The following is a 16245-nucleotide window of genomic DNA, read 5'->3' as shown; positions in this document are numbered from 1 at the left end:
GTCTGGCAGAATTATACGCACCTCAGCTCCGGTTTCTCTCGCCTCATGCCCGCTATTACCACAGACCTGCCCGCCCTCGCCCAATCCATCAAGGAATGGGGTCGCGAGCTGGGCTTTCAGCAAGTCGGCATCAGCGGTCTGGACCTGGCTGAGCATGAGCAACACCTGGAGCGCTGGCTGGCGGCCGGCTACCACGGCGAAATGGAATACATGGGCGCCCACGGCAGCAAACGCTCACACCCGGAAGAACTCGTCCCCGGCACCTTGCGCGTAGTTTCACTGCGCATGGACTACCTGCCCGGCGATACCCAAATGGCGCAGTTGCTGGCCCAACCGGAAAAAGCCTACGTATCGCGTTATGCCTTGGGCCGCGATTACCACAAATTGATCCGTAAACGTGTGCAACACCTGGCAGAAAAAATCCAGGCAGTCATCGGGCCGTTCGGCTACCGCGCCTTCGTCGACAGCGCACCGGTGCTGGAAAAAGCCATTGCAGAAAAGGCGGGCCTGGGCTGGATCGGCAAAAACACCCTGGTGTTGAATCGCAAGGCCGGCAGTTACTTCTTCCTCAGCGAGCTCTTTGTTGATTTGCCGCTGCCGGTAGACCCACCTCACAGCACCGAACATTGCGGACGCTGCACCGCGTGCCTGGACATTTGCCCGACCAACGCCTTCGTCGGCCCGTATGTGCTGGACGCCCGGCGCTGCATTTCCTACCTGACCATCGAACTGAAAAGCGCGATCCCCGAAGATTTGCGACCACTGATCGGCAATCGAGTATTCGGTTGCGACGACTGCCAGATCGTCTGCCCGTGGAACCGCTTCGCCCGCCCGTCCGGCGAAAGCGACTTCAAGCCACGGCACAATCTGGACAATGCCGAACTGGCCGAACTGTTTATGTGGGATGAGGACAAGTTCCTCAGCAGCACTGAAGGTTCACCGCTACGTCGGGCAGGTTACGAGCGCTGGTTGCGAAACCTCGCGGTAGGGTTGGGGAACGCACCATCTAGCATTCCGGTGCTGGAAGCGTTGAAGGCGCGACGGGAGTATCCGTCAGAGCTGGTGCGTGAGCATGTGGAGTGGGCGTTGAAGCAACATGAGCAGCGCGCTGGCAACCATGGAACTCGCCCTTAGCGATTCAAGTTTATCCACTTGGCACTGCGCCCCTTCCCAGTCGACTCAATTAGTCCTTCAGCTTTCAATGAACGCAAAACCATACGCACGGTGTCACGACTCACGCCAGGGCAAGCCTCTTCAAGCTCAGTAATCGAAAACGGCAGGGTGCGCTTCAACGCTTCAACGCTTCAACTCGAACTCGATCGCTTTTGCCTCCATGGCGCTTATCGATCTTACCAACACGCTCCTCAAACTCCTTGTAAGCGCGAAGAAGCGCGCCCCAGAAATAGTTGAGCCATGGTTGAACATCGTGCCTGCCTTCATGCCAACCTTGAGAGCTAACCTCAAGCGTTACGTAGTAGCTTTCCTTTGAGTCCTCGAAGATCCGCTCAAGGCTGATAAAACGGCCTACGCGATAATCAAACTGGTAAAGCAACAACAAGGTAAGCAGTCGAGCTAAGCGCCCGTTGCCCTCTGAGAAAGGGTGTACGCAGAGAAAGTCGAGAATACTCAGCGGGACCAATACCAGCGGGTCTGCCAGATTCTGATCCAGTGCTCTGCGGTATTGCATGACCATATCGACCATTGCAATGGGTGTTAGATGTGCAGCGACCGGTTGAAAGCGGATACGTGAACTGCCGTCCGGATGGCGCTCAATGATGTCATTGTTCGTTGCTTTCCACTCCCCGCCATCCTGCGGTAAATAGCGATAAAGCATGCCGTGCAACTGCCGAATGACGCCCTCGGAGAATGGCATCCCCTCTGCCGCTTCATGGATAAGAGAAAGCGCATCGCGGTACCCCGCAACTTCTTGCTCGGAGCGACTTTTCGGGTCGGCATTTTTGATAATCAACGACTTCAACCGACTTGGCGAAACAACCACCCCCTCCAATCGGTTCGATGACTCTGTGGACTCGATGACTGCAAGCTGCTTCAGGTCCTGGAGAATTTCTGGGGACTGGGAAACGAACAATTGTTGCTTGCCACGATACTCACCGAGAGCCCGCAACGTCGCGACCTGCAATCCGTTGTAGCGAAGTGTTAAGAGAAACTCAGGACTAAGTGACCGCATAGATGTTTTACCTGCCAAATAGGGTAACCCAACCATAAACAGGGTAATTCAATAGCCAACCACCCCATTTATGAACTTTTTACCCAATTTTCACTGAGCAACCTAGGCGACTTCCTCGGCAGGATATTTCGAAGCACACATTTATCAGACCATGCATACCGCTGAAATCAGGCTTCGTCGTTATAGACGAACTTCGGCATTTCCCAGTGGAAACGAATCGCGAGCAACCGCAGCAGGAAACCGCCAAACAGGGTGATCAGAATCGCCTGCTCGCCGGGTAACTGCAGGTAGATGCAAAGCATGTAGCACCATGCCGCGGCGAACGAGACGCTGGCGTAGAGTTCGCGGCGGAAGATCAGCGGGATGTCGTTGCAGAAGATGTCGCGCAGGATGCCGCCGAAAACCCCGGTGATCACGCCGCTGACCGACGCCACCAGCATGCCGTGGCCCATTTCCAGGGCAGTCATGCAGCCGATCAGGGTGAATGCCACCAGCCCCACGGCGTCGAGCACCAGAAACAGCGAGCGCAGGTGGCGCATCCAGCGTGCAGCGAAGACAGTGAACATCGCCGCGATCGAGGTCAGCACCAGGTATTCCGGGTGTTTGACCCAGGTCAGCGGATAGTGACCGAGCAGCACATCACGCACCGAACCGCCGCCGAGCGCCGTGATGCACGCGATCAGCACCACGCCAAACCAGTCCATCCCGCGACGGCCGGCGGACAGGGCACCGGTCATGGCTTCGGCGGTGATGGCGATCAGGTAAAGCATCAGCAACATGGTGGCGGTCCTTGCAGAAAGGCGCGCAGTCTAGCCATTTCGGTGCGGCACCAAAAGAGGGCCAGAACAGACACCGAATACCTGTGGCGAGGGAGCTTGCTCCCGCTGGGCTGCGCAGCAGCCCCTATTTCCTGACAACGCATTCCTTCAGATAAACCGTGCCTGCTGACTTACGACTGCTGCGCAGCCGAGCGGGAGCAAGCTCCCTCGCCACAAAAGCCCTCTCGGTGCCAAATCAGAACTTGATGAAATGCTTGCGGTAGTGCTGCAGCTCGGCGATGGATTCGCGGATGTCGTCCAGGGCCAAGTGAGTGCTGCCCTTCTTGAAGCTGTCGCGCACGTCCGGCGCCCAACGTGCGGCCAACTCTTTAAGGGTCGACACATCGAGGTTGCGGTAGTGGAAGAAGCTTTCGAGGGATTTCATGTGGGTATAAAGGAAGCGACGGTCCTGGCAGATGCTGTTGCCACAGATCGGCGACTTGCCCTTCGGCACCCATTGTTCCAGGAAGGCGATGGTTTCGGCTTCGGCTTCGGCCATGCTGATGCGGCTGTCGCGCACCCGCTGGGTCAGGCCCGAGCCTCCGTGTTGACGGGTGTTCCACTCGTCCATGCCGGCGAGGATCTCGTCGCTGTGATGGATAGCGATCACTGGCCCTTCGGCCAAGGTGTTCAGGTCACTGTCGGTGACGATGGTGGCCATCTCGATGATGACGTCGGTATCAGGGTTCAGACCGGTCATTTCCAGGTCGATCCAGATCAGATTCTGTGGGTTTTGCATGTGTCGGCTCCTAGGCAATGCTGCGCAGTTTAGCCTAGGGCGGCGCCCGGGCGTGCTAAACTCGCGGCCGTTTTACCTAATCGCTGCATTCTTGATACGGAACACCCATGGCCAAACGCCAACTCAATCGTCGTCAAAACTGGCGCATCGAAAAAATTCAGGGCGAGCGCGCTGCCCGCGCCGCCAAACGCGAGTCCTCGGCTGTCGAGGCACTTGAGGGCGGCGACCTGGGTCCGGAACAGACGGGCCTGGTGATCGCGCACTTCGGTGTGCAGGTCGAAGTCGAGGCCCTTGAGGGCGAACTGGCCGGCGAAGTGTTCCGTTGTCACTTGCGCGCCAACCTGCCTGCGCTGGTGACCGGTGATCAGGTGGTCTGGCGTGCCGGCAACCAGGGCATCGGTGTGATCGTGGCGCAACTGCCGCGTAAGACCGAACTCTGCCGTCCGGACAGCCGTGGCCAGCTCAAACCTGTAGCCGCCAACGTCGACATGATCGTCATCGTTTTCGCCCCGCTGCCTGAACCTCACGCGAACCTGATCGACCGTTATCTGGTTGCTGCCGAGCACGCCGGCATCCGGCCGCTGCTGCTGCTGAACAAATTCGACCTGATCGACGAGCAGAACGCCCCCGCGCTGAATGCCTTGCTGGCGGTTTACCGCACGCTGGGTTACCCGGTGCTGGAAGTCTCGGCGCACCACGGCAACGGCATGGAGCAACTGCAGAAGCAGCTCGACGGACGCATCAGCGTCTTCGTCGGCCAGTCCGGCGTCGGCAAGTCCTCGCTGGTCAACAGCCTGCTGCCGGAAGTCGAAGCGCGGGTCGGTCCATTGTCCGAGCTGTCCGGCCAGGGCACCCACACCACGACCACCGCGCGGCTGTTCCACTTCCCCGGTGGCGGTGAGTTGATCGACTCCCCGGGCATCCGCGAATTCGGCCTGGGCCACGTCAGCCGCGCCGACGTCGAAGCCGGCTTCATCGAGTTCAACGACCTGATCGGCACCTGCCGTTTCCGCGACTGCAAGCATGACCGCGAGCCGGGTTGCGCCCTGCTCAAGGCCCTGGAAGAGGGTCGCGTGCAGCAGCAACGGATGAACAGCTACCGCTCGATCATCGCCAGCCTGCCCGAAACCAGCTACTAAACAGACACACCAGCCGCTCCGATGCAGACGGGGCGGCTGGTTGTCAGTTGCTCCTTGCAAATCCCCCGCCGATTAAACGTCAGATTGCTCTGTAGGGCATTTGCGCGCCTGTTTGAAGGACCCGTCTCTTTAACCGTGTAGCCCTTGTTGCAGCCATCCAAGTGCATACATTCAAGCCCTCTTCGCACTCCGGCGATACCGAGGGATATCCATGCAAACCTATCATTTGTTCATCAGCCACTCGTGGAGTTATCCCCACGCCCACGACAACCTCGTGCGGCTGCTCAACGCCAAACCCGGCTTCACATTCAAAAATTTTTCGGTGCCAACGGACAACCCGATCATCGGCGCGCAGACCGATAAACAACTGGAAGAAGCCATCGAGAACAAAGATCAGGCCTTGCTCGGCGGTGCTGATCATGGCGGGGATGTATTCCACGTACAGCAAGTGGATCAACAAGGAAATCGAGATCGCCCGGCGCATGGGCAAGGTGATCATCGCGATCAAGCCCTTTGGGGCGGAGCGGATTTCTGCCGTAGTACGCCAGGCGGCACATGCCGAATGCGCCTGGAACACCAACAGCATCATCAGTGCCATTCGCACTCACGCGGCGGGGTGAGCCATGCGCAAGGGATTGTTCATCGGGATCAACAACTACAGCCATGTTTCCCAATTGAGTGGCTGCAACAACGACGCGATGGCCATGGCCTCGGTGCTGAAAACCGACGCCGACGGGGACCCGAACTTCAAGAATATCGTGCTGACCTCAGCCGAGGGTTATCTGGGCCGCGAGGTACTCGAAGGCCACATCCAGGATTTGTTTTCCGGGGACTGTGATGTGGCTCTGTTGTATTTCGCCGGCCACGGTAATTTCGACACCGATACCGATGAAGGCATGCTGCTGCCCCAGGACTACAAGTCGGCCAAGGACGGGATCCGGCTCAGTGACATTCTTAACTGGGCCACCAAAGCGACGAAGATCAAAAACAAAGTCATCATTCTCGATTGCTGTCAGGGCGGCGCTCTCGGGGAAATGCGGGCCTTGCGTAGCGAAAGCAGCGTGATCGGCGAGGGCATGACCATTCTCACGGCCTGTAAAAAAGAACAACCGGCAATGGAAGGTTCAGGTCACGGCATCTTCACCGGTTTGTTGCTGCAGGCATTGCACGGTGGAGCCGCCAATATTCTGGGGAAAATCACCCCCGGCAGCCTTTATTCCTTCGTCGACAACGCGCTCGATGCCTGGGAACAGCGGCCGGTTTTCAAGACCAATGTGTCGCAGTTCATTTCATTGCGTGAGGTCTCGCCACTGATCCCCAAGGAAATACTGCGCAAGCTCCCCGAATGGTTCGCCGAAGCAGAATCGGTGTTTGCGCTCGACCCCAGCTACGAACCGACCGAAACATCGTTCGACCCGGACCACGGCGAAGTTTTCGCCCAACTGCAAAAGTGCAACCGACACAGCCTGATCGAACCGGTAGACGCCGAGCACATGTATTACGCCGCCCTGAACTCCACCGGTTGCCGCCTCACCGCCCTCGGCGCCTATTACCGCGAACTCGCGATCAAGGGACATTTCTGATGCCAGTGTTTATCAGCTACCGCCACACCGACCGCGCGCAGGCAATGGTCATCAATGCACGCCTGAAACAGGCAAACATCAAAACCTATCTCGATGTGCTGGACACCGAATCCCAGCAAACCGACGACATTACGACGGTCATCACCCGCAACATTACCGAATGCACGCACTTGCTGGCAGTGGTCTCACAAGAGACGGCCATGTCCTGGTGGGTGCCGTTCGAAATCGGTGAAGCGACCATCAGTGATCGACGGATCTGCTCCTACAAGATCGGGGCCAGCGCGCTGCCGCTGTACCTCGATAAATGGCCGAAACTGAGCAACGATGTCGACCTCAGCTTTTTCATCGATGCCTACCGCAAAGAGTCCATGTCCAAACGCTCAATAGGAATGGAGTCCTTCAGCGAATCCGTTGGCGGCACCTACAAGAGCGACGCCGACCTATTTCACGACCAGCTCAAAAACCGCATCCGTCGCGGCTTCTGACAGGCACAAAAAAGCCGCGATCATCTCGCGGCTTTTTTGTGGGTCACTGCTTCGGCGGTTCCGCCGGTTTCGGTGCCGGGTCTTCGAAGATATTCAGTCGCTCGCGTAGCTCATGGGCTGGCAGCGGTTGTTTATCCGCCGGCAATGCGTTCGGATCGACTGGCGTGGCCGGCACTTCGCCCGGGCCACCCTGCCCTTGCGTTGGCGCAGGTGCAGGAGCCGGTTCAGCACCTTGCGAACCTTCGATGGCGCGCTGGGCTTTCTTGGTCAGCACCACGATGTCGATCCGGCGGTTGACCGGGTTGAACGGGTTATCGCGATCGAACAGCGCCGACGAGGCATAACCGACCACCCGCGCCACTTGCTGATCCGGATAGCTGCCGGCGACCAGCGCACGGCGAGCGGCGTTGGCACGGTTGGCCGAGAGTTCCCAGTTGCCGAAATCACCGGTGCCCGAGTACGGCTTGGCATCGGTGTGGCCGCTGATGCTGATCTTGTTCGGCACCGCTTTGATGGTGTCGGCCATGGCCAGCAGGATGTCTTCGAAATACGGTTTCAGACGCGCTGAGCCTGAGTCGAACATCGGCCGGTTTTCCGCGTCCATGATCTGGATACGCAAGCCGTCCTGAGTGATCTCGAACAGGATCTGGTCCTTGAATTTTTGCAGCTGCGGATTTTCATCGACCTTGTTCTGCAACTCTTGCAGCAACAGTTCCAGGCGTTCTTTCTCGACCTGCTCGGCCATGCCTTCGACCTGGTCGGTGTCGACGGTGACTCGGTCGGGTTGCGGCTGAGACTTCACCTCGGGGTTGAGGGTGTTCTCCGGCGCCAGGGTCGGCGAACCGCCCAAATCGATGATGTACGGCGTGCCGCTTTCGGAAAAACCGACCGGGTCCTTGAAGTAACCGGCGATGGCAATCTTCTGTTCCGGCGTTGCCGTGGACAGCAGCCACAGCACCAGGAAGAACGCCATCATCGCCGTCGCGAAGTCAGCGAAGGCGATTTTCCAGGAGCCCCCGTGATGCCCGCCCGCGTATTTTTTTACGCGTTTGATGATTATCGGCTGGTTATTTTCCATGACTTAGCGACCGCGAACCGCTTGTTCCAGCTCAGCGAAGCTAGGACGGTGCGCCGGGTACAGAACCTTGCGGCCGAATTCCACCGCCAGCGATGGCGGCATACCGGAAGCCGAAGCAACCAGCGAGGCCTTGATGGCTTCGTAGACGTTCAGTTCTTCCTTGGCTTCGTGGGCCAGGGCATGGGCCAGCGGGCCAAAGAAACCGTAGGCGGCGAGAATACCGAAGAAGGTACCCACGAGTGCCGCACCGACGTGTACGCCGATCATTTTCTGATCGCTTTCACCCAAAGAAGCCATGGTCACCACGATACCCAACACGGCCGCGACGATACCGAAGCCGGGCATGGCGTCGGCGATGCCGTTCACGGCGTGGGACGGATGATCCAGGTCTTCCTTGAGGCTGGTCAGCTCCATGTCGAACAGGCCTTCAAGCTCATGGGGAGCCATGTTGCCGGAGGACATGATGCGCAGGTAATCGCAGATGTACGCCGTCATGCGGTCATCTTTCAGAACGGCCGGGTACTTGGCGAAAATCGGGCTGGCGGCAGCATCTTCGATGTCGCCTTCGATCGCCATCATGCCTTCGCGGCGGCTCTTGTTGAGGATCTCGTAAATCAGCCCCAGCACTTCCAGATAGAACGTGTGGTTGAAACGCGAGCTGAACATTCCCAAGGATTTCTTGAGAACGTGTTTGAACATATGACCAGGGTTGGCCTGCAGGAATGCACCGAGGGCCGCACCCCCGATAATCATCACCTCGAAAGGCTGGATCAGGGCGGCAATCTTGCCGTGGGAGAGCACGTATCCGCCGAGCACGCTCGCGAATACGACGATGATGCCGATTAATTTAGCCATAGGTAGGAGAGCACTTACTGAGTCGGGTTCAAGGTCATATTCGGAAGTTAAAAAATCTCTTCTTCTACTTATCGGCAAAACTGCGCCAGACTATAGCCAGTTCAAACGAAAAGCTAATTTAGCCCTCTGTGGGCATAGGTAATGCAGACGATGATCACGTCCAACCATGGCTAACGAAACGAACCTCCCAACCCCAAAACCGAACACCCTTGAAGGCTGGGTCAAGCTTCTCGATGGTGTGCGCCTGCCGGTCCCGCAAGACAGTCACGACCGTGTCTGCAAGGCCCTCGCCGATAACCGCAGTTCATTGCGCGACATCGCCGAACTGTTGCAAGACAGCCCGGCCCTGGCCTTGAGCGTGATTCGCGAAGCCAATCGCCACACCCACGGCAGCATGACCGAGCCTGCTGAAAACCTTGAGGTGGCGATCAATCGCCTCGGCTTGAAACGCACTGAAGAATTGCTCGCCCGGTTGCCAGCCGAACCCCAATCACAGATACCCGTGGCGTTGCGTCAGCTGCAATTGATCAGCCAGCATGCGACCCAACAGGCCAACGGCTTTTTCGCCGGACGCCTGGCGCGGCTCTGGCAGGACATCCACTGGGGCAGCCTGCTGTTTCTCTCGCCGCTGTGGCCGATGGCGTTGACTCATCCGCAGTTGCTCGAAGAGTGGGAACTGCGGGTGATTCATAAAGGCGAGTCAGCACGCAACGTCGAAAAGCAATTGTTCGGCGTTCGCTTGCTGGACATCTGTCAGGCCCTGGTGGATATCTGGCGTCTGCCGATCTGGGTGCAGCAAGGTTATCGGCTGCTGCTCAACGAGCAGCGAGAACTGGTCAAAGTCCTGCGCATTGCCCGCGACAGCGAGCACCCTTTGCGCCAGCAAAACCGTCTCGATGACGATCCAACACTGCGTCGCTGGCTCAATCAGCCGGCCAATACCGTGCTGTTGGCCAATGGCCTGGCACTGTCGGCGCAACAGGCCTGGGACAGTCCGCACAGCGAACGCTGGCAATACCTGACCAGCCTTTACCTGCAAATGCCGATGAGCGAAGTGCAGCAGCAATTGCATCAACAGGCCGTCAACAGCGCGCACCAGCACGCCATGCCGGACATCTGGCACCCCGCCGTTGCGCTGATCTGGCCATCGGGCATTAACCGTATTCACGCCGGTTTGCTACCGGCACCGGCGCCGACCACCGAAGACCTGACGGCGTGGCGCAAGCAATGCGCCGAACTGCTGGTCGAACCGAGCCGCTTCACCAATGCAATGCACTTGACCACGTCTGCACGGGACGCGCTGGTCGCGTGCGGCATGCGTCGGGTGATGATTTTGATGGCCGACCGCACCCACGCCAATTTGCGTGCGCATCAAACCGCCGGGCTGTCGAAGGACGCGACGGGGCTGAACCTGGCCGTCAGTCAGAGCACCGTGCTGCAACGCCTGCTCTCGCAACAGGCCCAGGTGCGATTGACCCCGGCCAACAACGCCCAGTTCTCGGCCCTGCTGCCGGCCAGTCTGCGCGCGCAGTTTCGCGGCGAACACTTGCTGCTGCGTTCACTGGTCAATAATGGTCGGGTGATCATGGTCGTTGTTGCGGATCAGGGCGGCGGGCCGTTTTCGGAAATCACCGTGCAAGCTTTCGGCAAAACCGCGCAGTGCATTGAAAAGGCACTCCATAGCTTTAGCCAGCGCAGCCAATGACGCTGCGCTACAATCCTCCCCTTTGTGCTCTGGAGACCTCACATGTCTGACTTCTCTGGCTTGGCGCTGGTCATCGAGCCGAGCGACTTGCTCCCTCGCCTCGAGTCCCGCGAACTGATTCTGGTGGACCTGACCAGCAGCGCCCGCTATGCCGAAGGGCATATTCCCGGTGCGCGCTTTGTCGACCCCAAACGTACGCAACTCGGTCAGTCGCCAGCGCCGGGGCTGATGCCGCCGCAAGCGGCACTCGAAGCGTTGTTCGGTGAGCTTGGACATAACCCCGATGCGGTCTACGTGGTGTATGACGACGAAGGCGGCGGGTGGGCCGGGCGCTTTATCTGGCTGCTCGATGTCATCGGCCACCGCAATTACCACTATATAGACGGTGGCCTGACGGCGTGGCTGGCAGAAGGCATGCCCATGTCGATCCAGATCCCGGCCCACGTTGGCCGCCCGGTTGCGTTGACCCTGCACGACGAACCGACCGCCACCCGCGAATACCTGCAAAGCCGTCTCGGCGCCGCCGACCTGGCGGTCTGGGATGCGCGCGGCCCGCTGGAGTACTCCGGCGAGAAAGTCCTGGCAGCCAAGGCCGGGCACATTCCCGGCGCGGTGAATTTCGAATGGACGGCCGGCATGGATCAGGCCCGCAACCTGCGCATCCGCACGGACATGCCGCAGATCCTGGAACAACTCGGCATCACCAAAGACAAAGAAATCATCACTCACTGCCAGACTCACCATCGCTCTGGCTTCACTTATCTGGTGGCCAAATCCCTCGGTTATCCGCGGGTCAAAGGCTACGCCGGCTCCTGGGGCGAATGGGGCAACCATCCCGATACGCCCGTAGAGATTTAAGGTTTTAAGGACAGTTAATGAATAAGCGTTTGTTTATCCTCAGCCAATACCTGCTGCCTCACCACTTGCTCTCGCGACTGGCCGGCTGCATTGCCGAATGCCGCGTGCGCTGGTTCAAGAACGCCTTTACCGCCTGGTTCGCCAAGCGTTATCAGGTGGACATGTCCCAGGCCCTGGTCGAAGACCTGACCGCTTACGAGCATTTCAACGCGTTCTTCACTCGCGCACTGAAAGACGGCGCTCGCCCGCTCGATGAAACCCCCGGCGCGATTCTCAGCCCGGCCGACGGCGCGGTCAGCCAACTCGGCCCGATCGAACACGGCCGCGTGTTCCAGGCCAAGGGTCACAGCTTCAGCGTGCTGGAATTGCTGGGCGGTGATGCCGCGAATGCTGCGCCGTTCATGGGTGGTGATTTCGCGACGATTTACCTGTCGCCGAAAGACTACCACCGCGTGCACATGCCACTGGCCGGCACCCTGCGCGAGATGGTCTACATCCCGGGCCGGATTTTCTCGGTCAACCAGACCACCGCCGAAAACGTGCCTGAACTGTTTGCCCGCAACGAGCGCGTGGCGTGCATTTTCGACACCGAGCGCGGGCCGATGGCCGTGGTGCTGGTGGGCGCGATGATCGTGGCCTCGATTGAAACCGTGTGGGCCGGGTTGGTGACGCCGCCGAAACGCGAGCTGAAAACCTTCCGTTACGACGAAGCCGCCCGCGCGCCGATCCATCTGGAAAAAGGTGCGGAGCTGGGTCGCTTCAAGCTGGGTTCAACCGCAGTCGTGCTGTTCGGGCCGGATCAAGTGAAATGGGCTGAAAAATTGGCGGCCGGTTCGCCGGTACAGATGGGCCAGGGCATGGGCCTGCCAATCGCCTGATCTGGCTAATCCGCCCCGTCGAACGTCTTCGAAGGGGCGGACATTTCGGTAGCGCCGTTACTCTATCTGTCCACGAAAGCCGATCGGCCCTTCGTTGGCGTAGGTATTGGTGCCACTGAGGTTTTTCCCTCCGTCATTGGAGGTGACGCTCAACGCCACAACGTTCTGATTATCACGGCCGCCGATGACCCACTTGCCACCCGGATGCCATGGAGCGTCGTTGCCGCCCCACTGATTTTCCACGTTGTACTGGTTCTGGCCCGTGCGTTGAGCCTTGAAGCCAATGGGACCTTCACCGGCGTAAGTCATGGTGCCGGTGAAGCTCTTCCCGCCATCGCCCGATTTGATCTCGATCGCGACCACGTTCTGGTTGTCCCGCGCGCCTAACACCCAGTCTCCGCCCGGATGCCAGGGTGCCGAACTACCGCCCCATTGATTTGCCACTACGTATTTAGACATGAACCTCATCTCCTTGAAGTTACAAGAGACCTGCCCTGCGTAGGTAGCAGGCCGTACGACTGTGCGTATCCAGTCGCACGTGTGTCAGATTAGTAGTACACCCGAACGGCACTCAGTTGACAGACAAACGGTAGACATCCGTAGGTGCTACAGTCAGGTCATTCACTGCCCATTTCCCGGTTGGAGTTTTCCACGGCATGAATGAGACCAGTCCCCACCTGCTGCTACGTGCACCGATCCCGACGCAGTTGCGCCTGTCCTTCTGTGAACCGACGCCGCGCGACCTCAAGCGCTGGATCGCCAACCTGCCCAAAGCCAACATCGGCGAAACCGCCCGCCTGCTCTATCAAGGCTTGAGCGAACTCAACCAACTGCTCACCCCCAGCGACAATCGCCTGCAACTGCTCGAACTGTTGCGCCCCGAGGTGTATTACGTCTGCAAACACCTGGAGCGGCATTTCCTGCATCAAGCCATTGTGCTCGACGAACGTTCGCGCAAGATCGCCAACCTTTGCCAGGCCCTGCAAAGTCACTTGGCGATTGGCTACAAACAGATCGTCGTGCGCATCACCCCTCGCTTCAGCAAGGATCGAGCCTCTCTGCTGACCCAAGCGCTGCAGCGGGCGATGCATTGCCTGAACGGGCCACTGATTCGCTCTACTCAGCTGTATTGTCCGGTACCGGAAGGCCTGTGGCTGGAGCTGCATCAGCTGTATCGGATCGCCTGCGCGCACAAACTCCAGCATCTGAGCCTGCGCGATGAACTGGCCAGCCAGACGAAAACCCTGAGCATCGAACAGACGTACGTGACGGCCCTGCTGCTGGGCGCCTCCCGCTGCAATCAACTGCGCCAGAACCAGATCGCCCGGCTCGCCGAGGTGCTGGAGCCCTGGAGCCAATGGATCAAGTTGCAACCTGGCCAACCCGCTGACGGACTGTTTGCCATCGCGCCGGACCTCGACACCGGGCCGCGCTATCGCTCAAAGTTCAGGGCCGAGCAGCAGGACAGCTTGCTGGGGATTGATCCGCAGCCACTGGTCGCCGCCATCGAAGCGCATTTGCAAGGCACTATCGGCACACCGCCGCTGCCCGTACCGACCGGGCTCAGCCTGGATACGCTGCAACACCTGCACGCCGCATGGGGCCAGGCGGCCGAGCGCAGTTTTCAACGCACCGTTGGCCAAGGCAGTTTGACCCTGTGCGTGGGCATGAGCGCGTTGCACTTCTACCTGGGCGGGCAACGTTCGTTCAGCGATATTCTGAAAAACCCCGGCACCCGGCTTGCGCAGTTTTCGGCAACGTCCCCGGCAGGCCGGGAGAGCGACCAATGGGGCCAGGCGTTCGACGCCGCTCCCCACGCCACGGCCGATGCCTTGCTGCCTTACGAAGAAATTGAATACCCGCACCTTCAGAACGACGACGGCCACGAGGCGGCCGATAGCAATCGGCATTTTCCGACGTACGCTTTGCCGGTCATCAATCACAGTCCCGGCGGTTATTGCCTGGCGTGGCCCAACGCGGTACCCGCCGAGTTGCAGGCTGGCGAGATGGTCGGCATCCAGGACTCTGCCAATCAGGGCTGGAGTATTGCGGTGGTGCGCTGGATTCGTCAGGTGCGTGGCGGTGGTACGCAGATGGGGATTGAGCAGGTCGCGCCTTACGCCGAGCCTTGCGGGCTGCAACTGGTGCGAACGCGGGACGACCACAGTCAGTATTTGCGTGGCCTGTTGCTGCCGGAAATCAGCGCCATCGACCTGCCCGCTACGTTGCTCGCCCCGCGCCTGCCCTTTCAGGAAGGCAGCAAAGTGCTGATCAACACCAACGGCCAGGAGCGCCGGGCCGGACTGGATCGGCGGGTGGCGAGCACCAACAGCTTTAATCAGTTTGCTTACCGCTCGCTGGAAGCGAGCAGAAACGACAACGCCGCGGGGAGCGGCGCTGAAGAGGATTTTGATTCGTTGTGGAAGTCGCTTTGAGGAAGAAGCAGATCCCTGTGGCGAGGGGGTTCACCCCCGTTCGGCTGCGCAGCAGTCGTAAATCCAGATAACTCGGTTCGCCTGAGAGGACGCAGGGGTCCGCTTCGCAGCCCAACGGGGGTAAACCCCCTCGCCACAGGGGCCCAGCCAGACTTCAGAGCTGCCCGTCACGATCCCTAAAGCCCAGCAGATACAGCACGCCATCCAGCCCAAGGGTGGAGATCGCCTGCTTCGCCGACTGCTTCACCAGCGGTTTGGCCCGGAACGCCACGCCCAGACCGGCAATCGCCAGCATCGGCAAATCGTTGGCACCGTCGCCGACGGCAATGGTCTGCTCAAGACGCAAACCTTCCTTGTGCGCCAGCTCCTTCAGAAGATCTGCCTTGCGCTGCGCATCGACAATCGGCTCGACCGCCACGCCGGTGACCTTGCCGTCGACCACTTCCAGTTCGTTGGCAAACACGTAGTCGATGCCCAACTTGGCCTGCAGTTGCTTGGCGAAGTAGGTGAAGCCGCCCGACAGAATCGCCGTCTTGTAGCCCAGACGCTTGAGTTCGGCGAACAGGGTTTCTGCACCTTCGGTCAGACGCAATGACGCACCGATCGAGTCCAGCACACTGACGTCCAGCCCCTTGAGCAAGGCCAGGCGTTCCTTGAAGCTCGCGCGAAAATCCAGTTCACCCGCCATCGCTCGCTCGGTGATTTCCGACACCTGGTCACCCACGCCCGCCGCCTTGGCCAGTTCGTCGATCACTTCGGCCTCGATCAGCGTCGAGTCCATGTCGAACACCGCCAGGCGGCGGTTACGACGGAACAGCGAATCTTCCTGGAAGGCGATGTCGACGTTCAATTCCTGGGCGACGCTGAGAAATTCGGCCCGCAGCGCCTGCGGGTCAGCCGCTTCGCCACGGACGGAAAACTCGATGCAGCCTTTGCCCTGGTCGGCCGGGGTGTCCAGCGGCATACGCCCGGACAAGCGATCAATGTGATCGATGTTCAAGCCATATTTGGCGGTGATGGAGCTCACGGCCTGCAATTGCCCGGCGGTCACTTTGCGGGTCAATAGCGTCACGATGTGGCGTTTTTTGCCCTGGTTGCCGACCCACTGCTGGTAATCCTCTTCGGACACCGGCGTGAAACGCACCTGCTGATCGAGCTTGTAAGCCGTAAACAGGATGTCCTTGAGCACCGACTTGCCTTGCTCGGTGTCAGGAATTTCAACCAGGATGCCGAACGACAAGGTGTCGTGGATCACCGCCTGACCAATGTCGAGAATGTTCACACCACCCTGGGCCAGAACGCCGGTAATGGCCGCAGTCAGACCCGGACGGTCGACTCCCGTGATGTTTATCAGGACGATTTCGCGCAAGGCGCACCCCCGCAAGTGGAAAAAAACCGCATTCTACCCACTTTCAGTGACCATCGGGCACCGTGAGCGCTTTGCCGGTCTAGGGCCTGTCGCTATACTGCGCGTCAACTTCACG

At 59.4% G+C, this 16245-nt stretch carries 14 protein-coding genes and 2 pseudogenes; 9 read left to right on the top strand and 7 right to left on the bottom strand.

Annotated features, from left to right (window positions below; genetic code table 11):
• Nucleotides 1–45: 45 nt before the first annotated feature.
• Nucleotides 46–1134: a tRNA epoxyqueuosine(34) reductase QueG gene (gene queG / locus ACA070_RS02545; protein ID WP_497449912.1), complete on the top strand. Its 1089-nt coding sequence runs from the start codon at nt 46–48 to the stop codon at nt 1132–1134.
• Here the strand turns inward: queG and ACA070_RS02540 are convergent.
• From ACA070_RS02540 to orn, 3 genes and pseudogenes are all read right to left on the bottom strand, one after another.
• A pseudogene (locus ACA070_RS02540) lies at nt 1131–2188 on the bottom strand (Fic family protein). The gene queG and the pseudogene ACA070_RS02540 overlap by 4 nt on opposite strands.
• Before the next feature lie 167 nt (nt 2189–2355).
• On the bottom strand, nt 2356–2967 hold the full coding sequence (locus tag ACA070_RS02535; protein WP_007945604.1) for a trimeric intracellular cation channel family protein: 612 nt from the start codon (nt 2965–2967) through the stop codon (nt 2356–2358).
• 235 nt (nt 2968–3202) lie between these two features.
• Nucleotides 3203–3745, bottom strand: coding sequence for an oligoribonuclease (gene orn, locus ACA070_RS02530; protein ID WP_056746367.1), 543 nt, complete (start codon nt 3743–3745; stop codon nt 3203–3205).
• Between the two features lie 107 nt (nt 3746–3852).
• Here orn and rsgA point away from each other — a divergent pair, with 107 nt between their 5' ends.
• The 4 genes and pseudogenes from rsgA (at nt 3853) to ACA070_RS02510 (ending at nt 6952) form a co-directional block, all read left to right on the top strand.
• A complete protein-coding gene (gene rsgA, locus ACA070_RS02525; protein WP_010464204.1) occupies nt 3853–4884 on the top strand; it encodes a small ribosomal subunit biogenesis GTPase RsgA in 1032 nt (343 codons plus the stop codon).
• 211 nt (nt 4885–5095) lie between these two features.
• Nucleotides 5096–5504, top strand: a pseudogene (locus ACA070_RS02520) (TIR domain-containing protein).
• Between the two features lie 3 nt (nt 5505–5507).
• The gene (locus ACA070_RS02515) at nt 5508–6467 is read left to right on the top strand and encodes a caspase family protein (protein ID WP_497449911.1); all 960 of its coding nucleotides are present in this window, start codon (nt 5508–5510) and stop codon (nt 6465–6467) included.
• On the top strand, nt 6467–6952 hold the full coding sequence (locus tag ACA070_RS02510) for a toll/interleukin-1 receptor domain-containing protein (RefSeq protein WP_497449910.1): 486 nt from the start codon (nt 6467–6469) through the stop codon (nt 6950–6952). Before ACA070_RS02515 ends, ACA070_RS02510 begins: the two co-directional genes overlap by 1 nt.
• Before the next feature lie 43 nt (nt 6953–6995).
• Here the strand turns inward: ACA070_RS02510 and motB are convergent, their stop codons facing one another.
• Nucleotides 6996–8030 carry a flagellar motor protein MotB gene (motB, locus tag ACA070_RS02505; RefSeq protein WP_497449909.1) on the bottom strand — a complete coding sequence of 345 codons (1035 nt, stop codon included), beginning with the start codon at nt 8028–8030 and terminating at the stop codon, nt 6996–6998.
• Between the two features lie 3 nt (nt 8031–8033).
• Entirely contained in the window at nt 8034–8885 is an 852-nt protein-coding gene (gene motA, locus ACA070_RS02500; RefSeq protein WP_497449908.1) for a flagellar motor stator protein MotA, read from the bottom strand.
• Nucleotides 8886–9051: 166 nt separating this feature from the next.
• On the opposite strand from motA, the gene ACA070_RS02495 reads away from it, so the two are divergent.
• The 3 genes from ACA070_RS02495 to asd are packed head-to-tail and all read left to right on the top strand — an operon-like array spanning nt 9052 to nt 12326.
• Entirely contained in the window at nt 9052–10590 is a 1539-nt protein-coding gene (locus tag ACA070_RS02495) for an HDOD domain-containing protein (protein WP_497449907.1), read from the top strand.
• 42 nt (nt 10591–10632) lie between these two features.
• The gene (locus tag ACA070_RS02490) at nt 10633–11448 is read left to right on the top strand and encodes a rhodanese-like domain-containing protein (RefSeq protein WP_497449906.1); all 816 of its coding nucleotides are present in this window, start codon (nt 10633–10635) and stop codon (nt 11446–11448) included.
• Between the two features lie 17 nt (nt 11449–11465).
• Entirely contained in the window at nt 11466–12326 is an 861-nt protein-coding gene (gene asd, locus ACA070_RS02485) for an archaetidylserine decarboxylase (RefSeq protein ID WP_497449905.1), read from the top strand.
• A 57-nt stretch (nt 12327–12383) separates the two neighbouring features.
• On the opposite strand, the gene ACA070_RS02480 is transcribed toward asd, so the two are convergent.
• The gene (locus ACA070_RS02480) at nt 12384–12785 is read right to left on the bottom strand and encodes a lectin OAA family protein (protein ID WP_462028829.1); all 402 of its coding nucleotides are present in this window, start codon (nt 12783–12785) and stop codon (nt 12384–12386) included.
• A 197-nt stretch (nt 12786–12982) separates the two neighbouring features.
• Here ACA070_RS02480 and ACA070_RS02475 point away from each other — a divergent pair, with 197 nt between their 5' ends.
• Nucleotides 12983–14761, top strand: a complete 1779-nt coding sequence (locus ACA070_RS02475; RefSeq protein WP_497449904.1) for a cyclic-di-GMP receptor FimW-related protein — start codon at nt 12983–12985, stop codon at nt 14759–14761.
• Between the two features lie 154 nt (nt 14762–14915).
• On the opposite strand, the gene serB is transcribed toward ACA070_RS02475, so the two are convergent.
• A complete protein-coding gene (serB, locus tag ACA070_RS02470; protein WP_059405832.1) occupies nt 14916–16130 on the bottom strand; it encodes a phosphoserine phosphatase SerB in 1215 nt (404 codons plus the stop codon).
• Between the last annotated feature and the right edge of the window lie 115 nt (nt 16131–16245).

This window comes from Pseudomonas sp. LBUM1678 (genome assembly GCF_059695575.1).
This window is presented reverse-complemented; position numbering and strand designations above follow the sequence as displayed.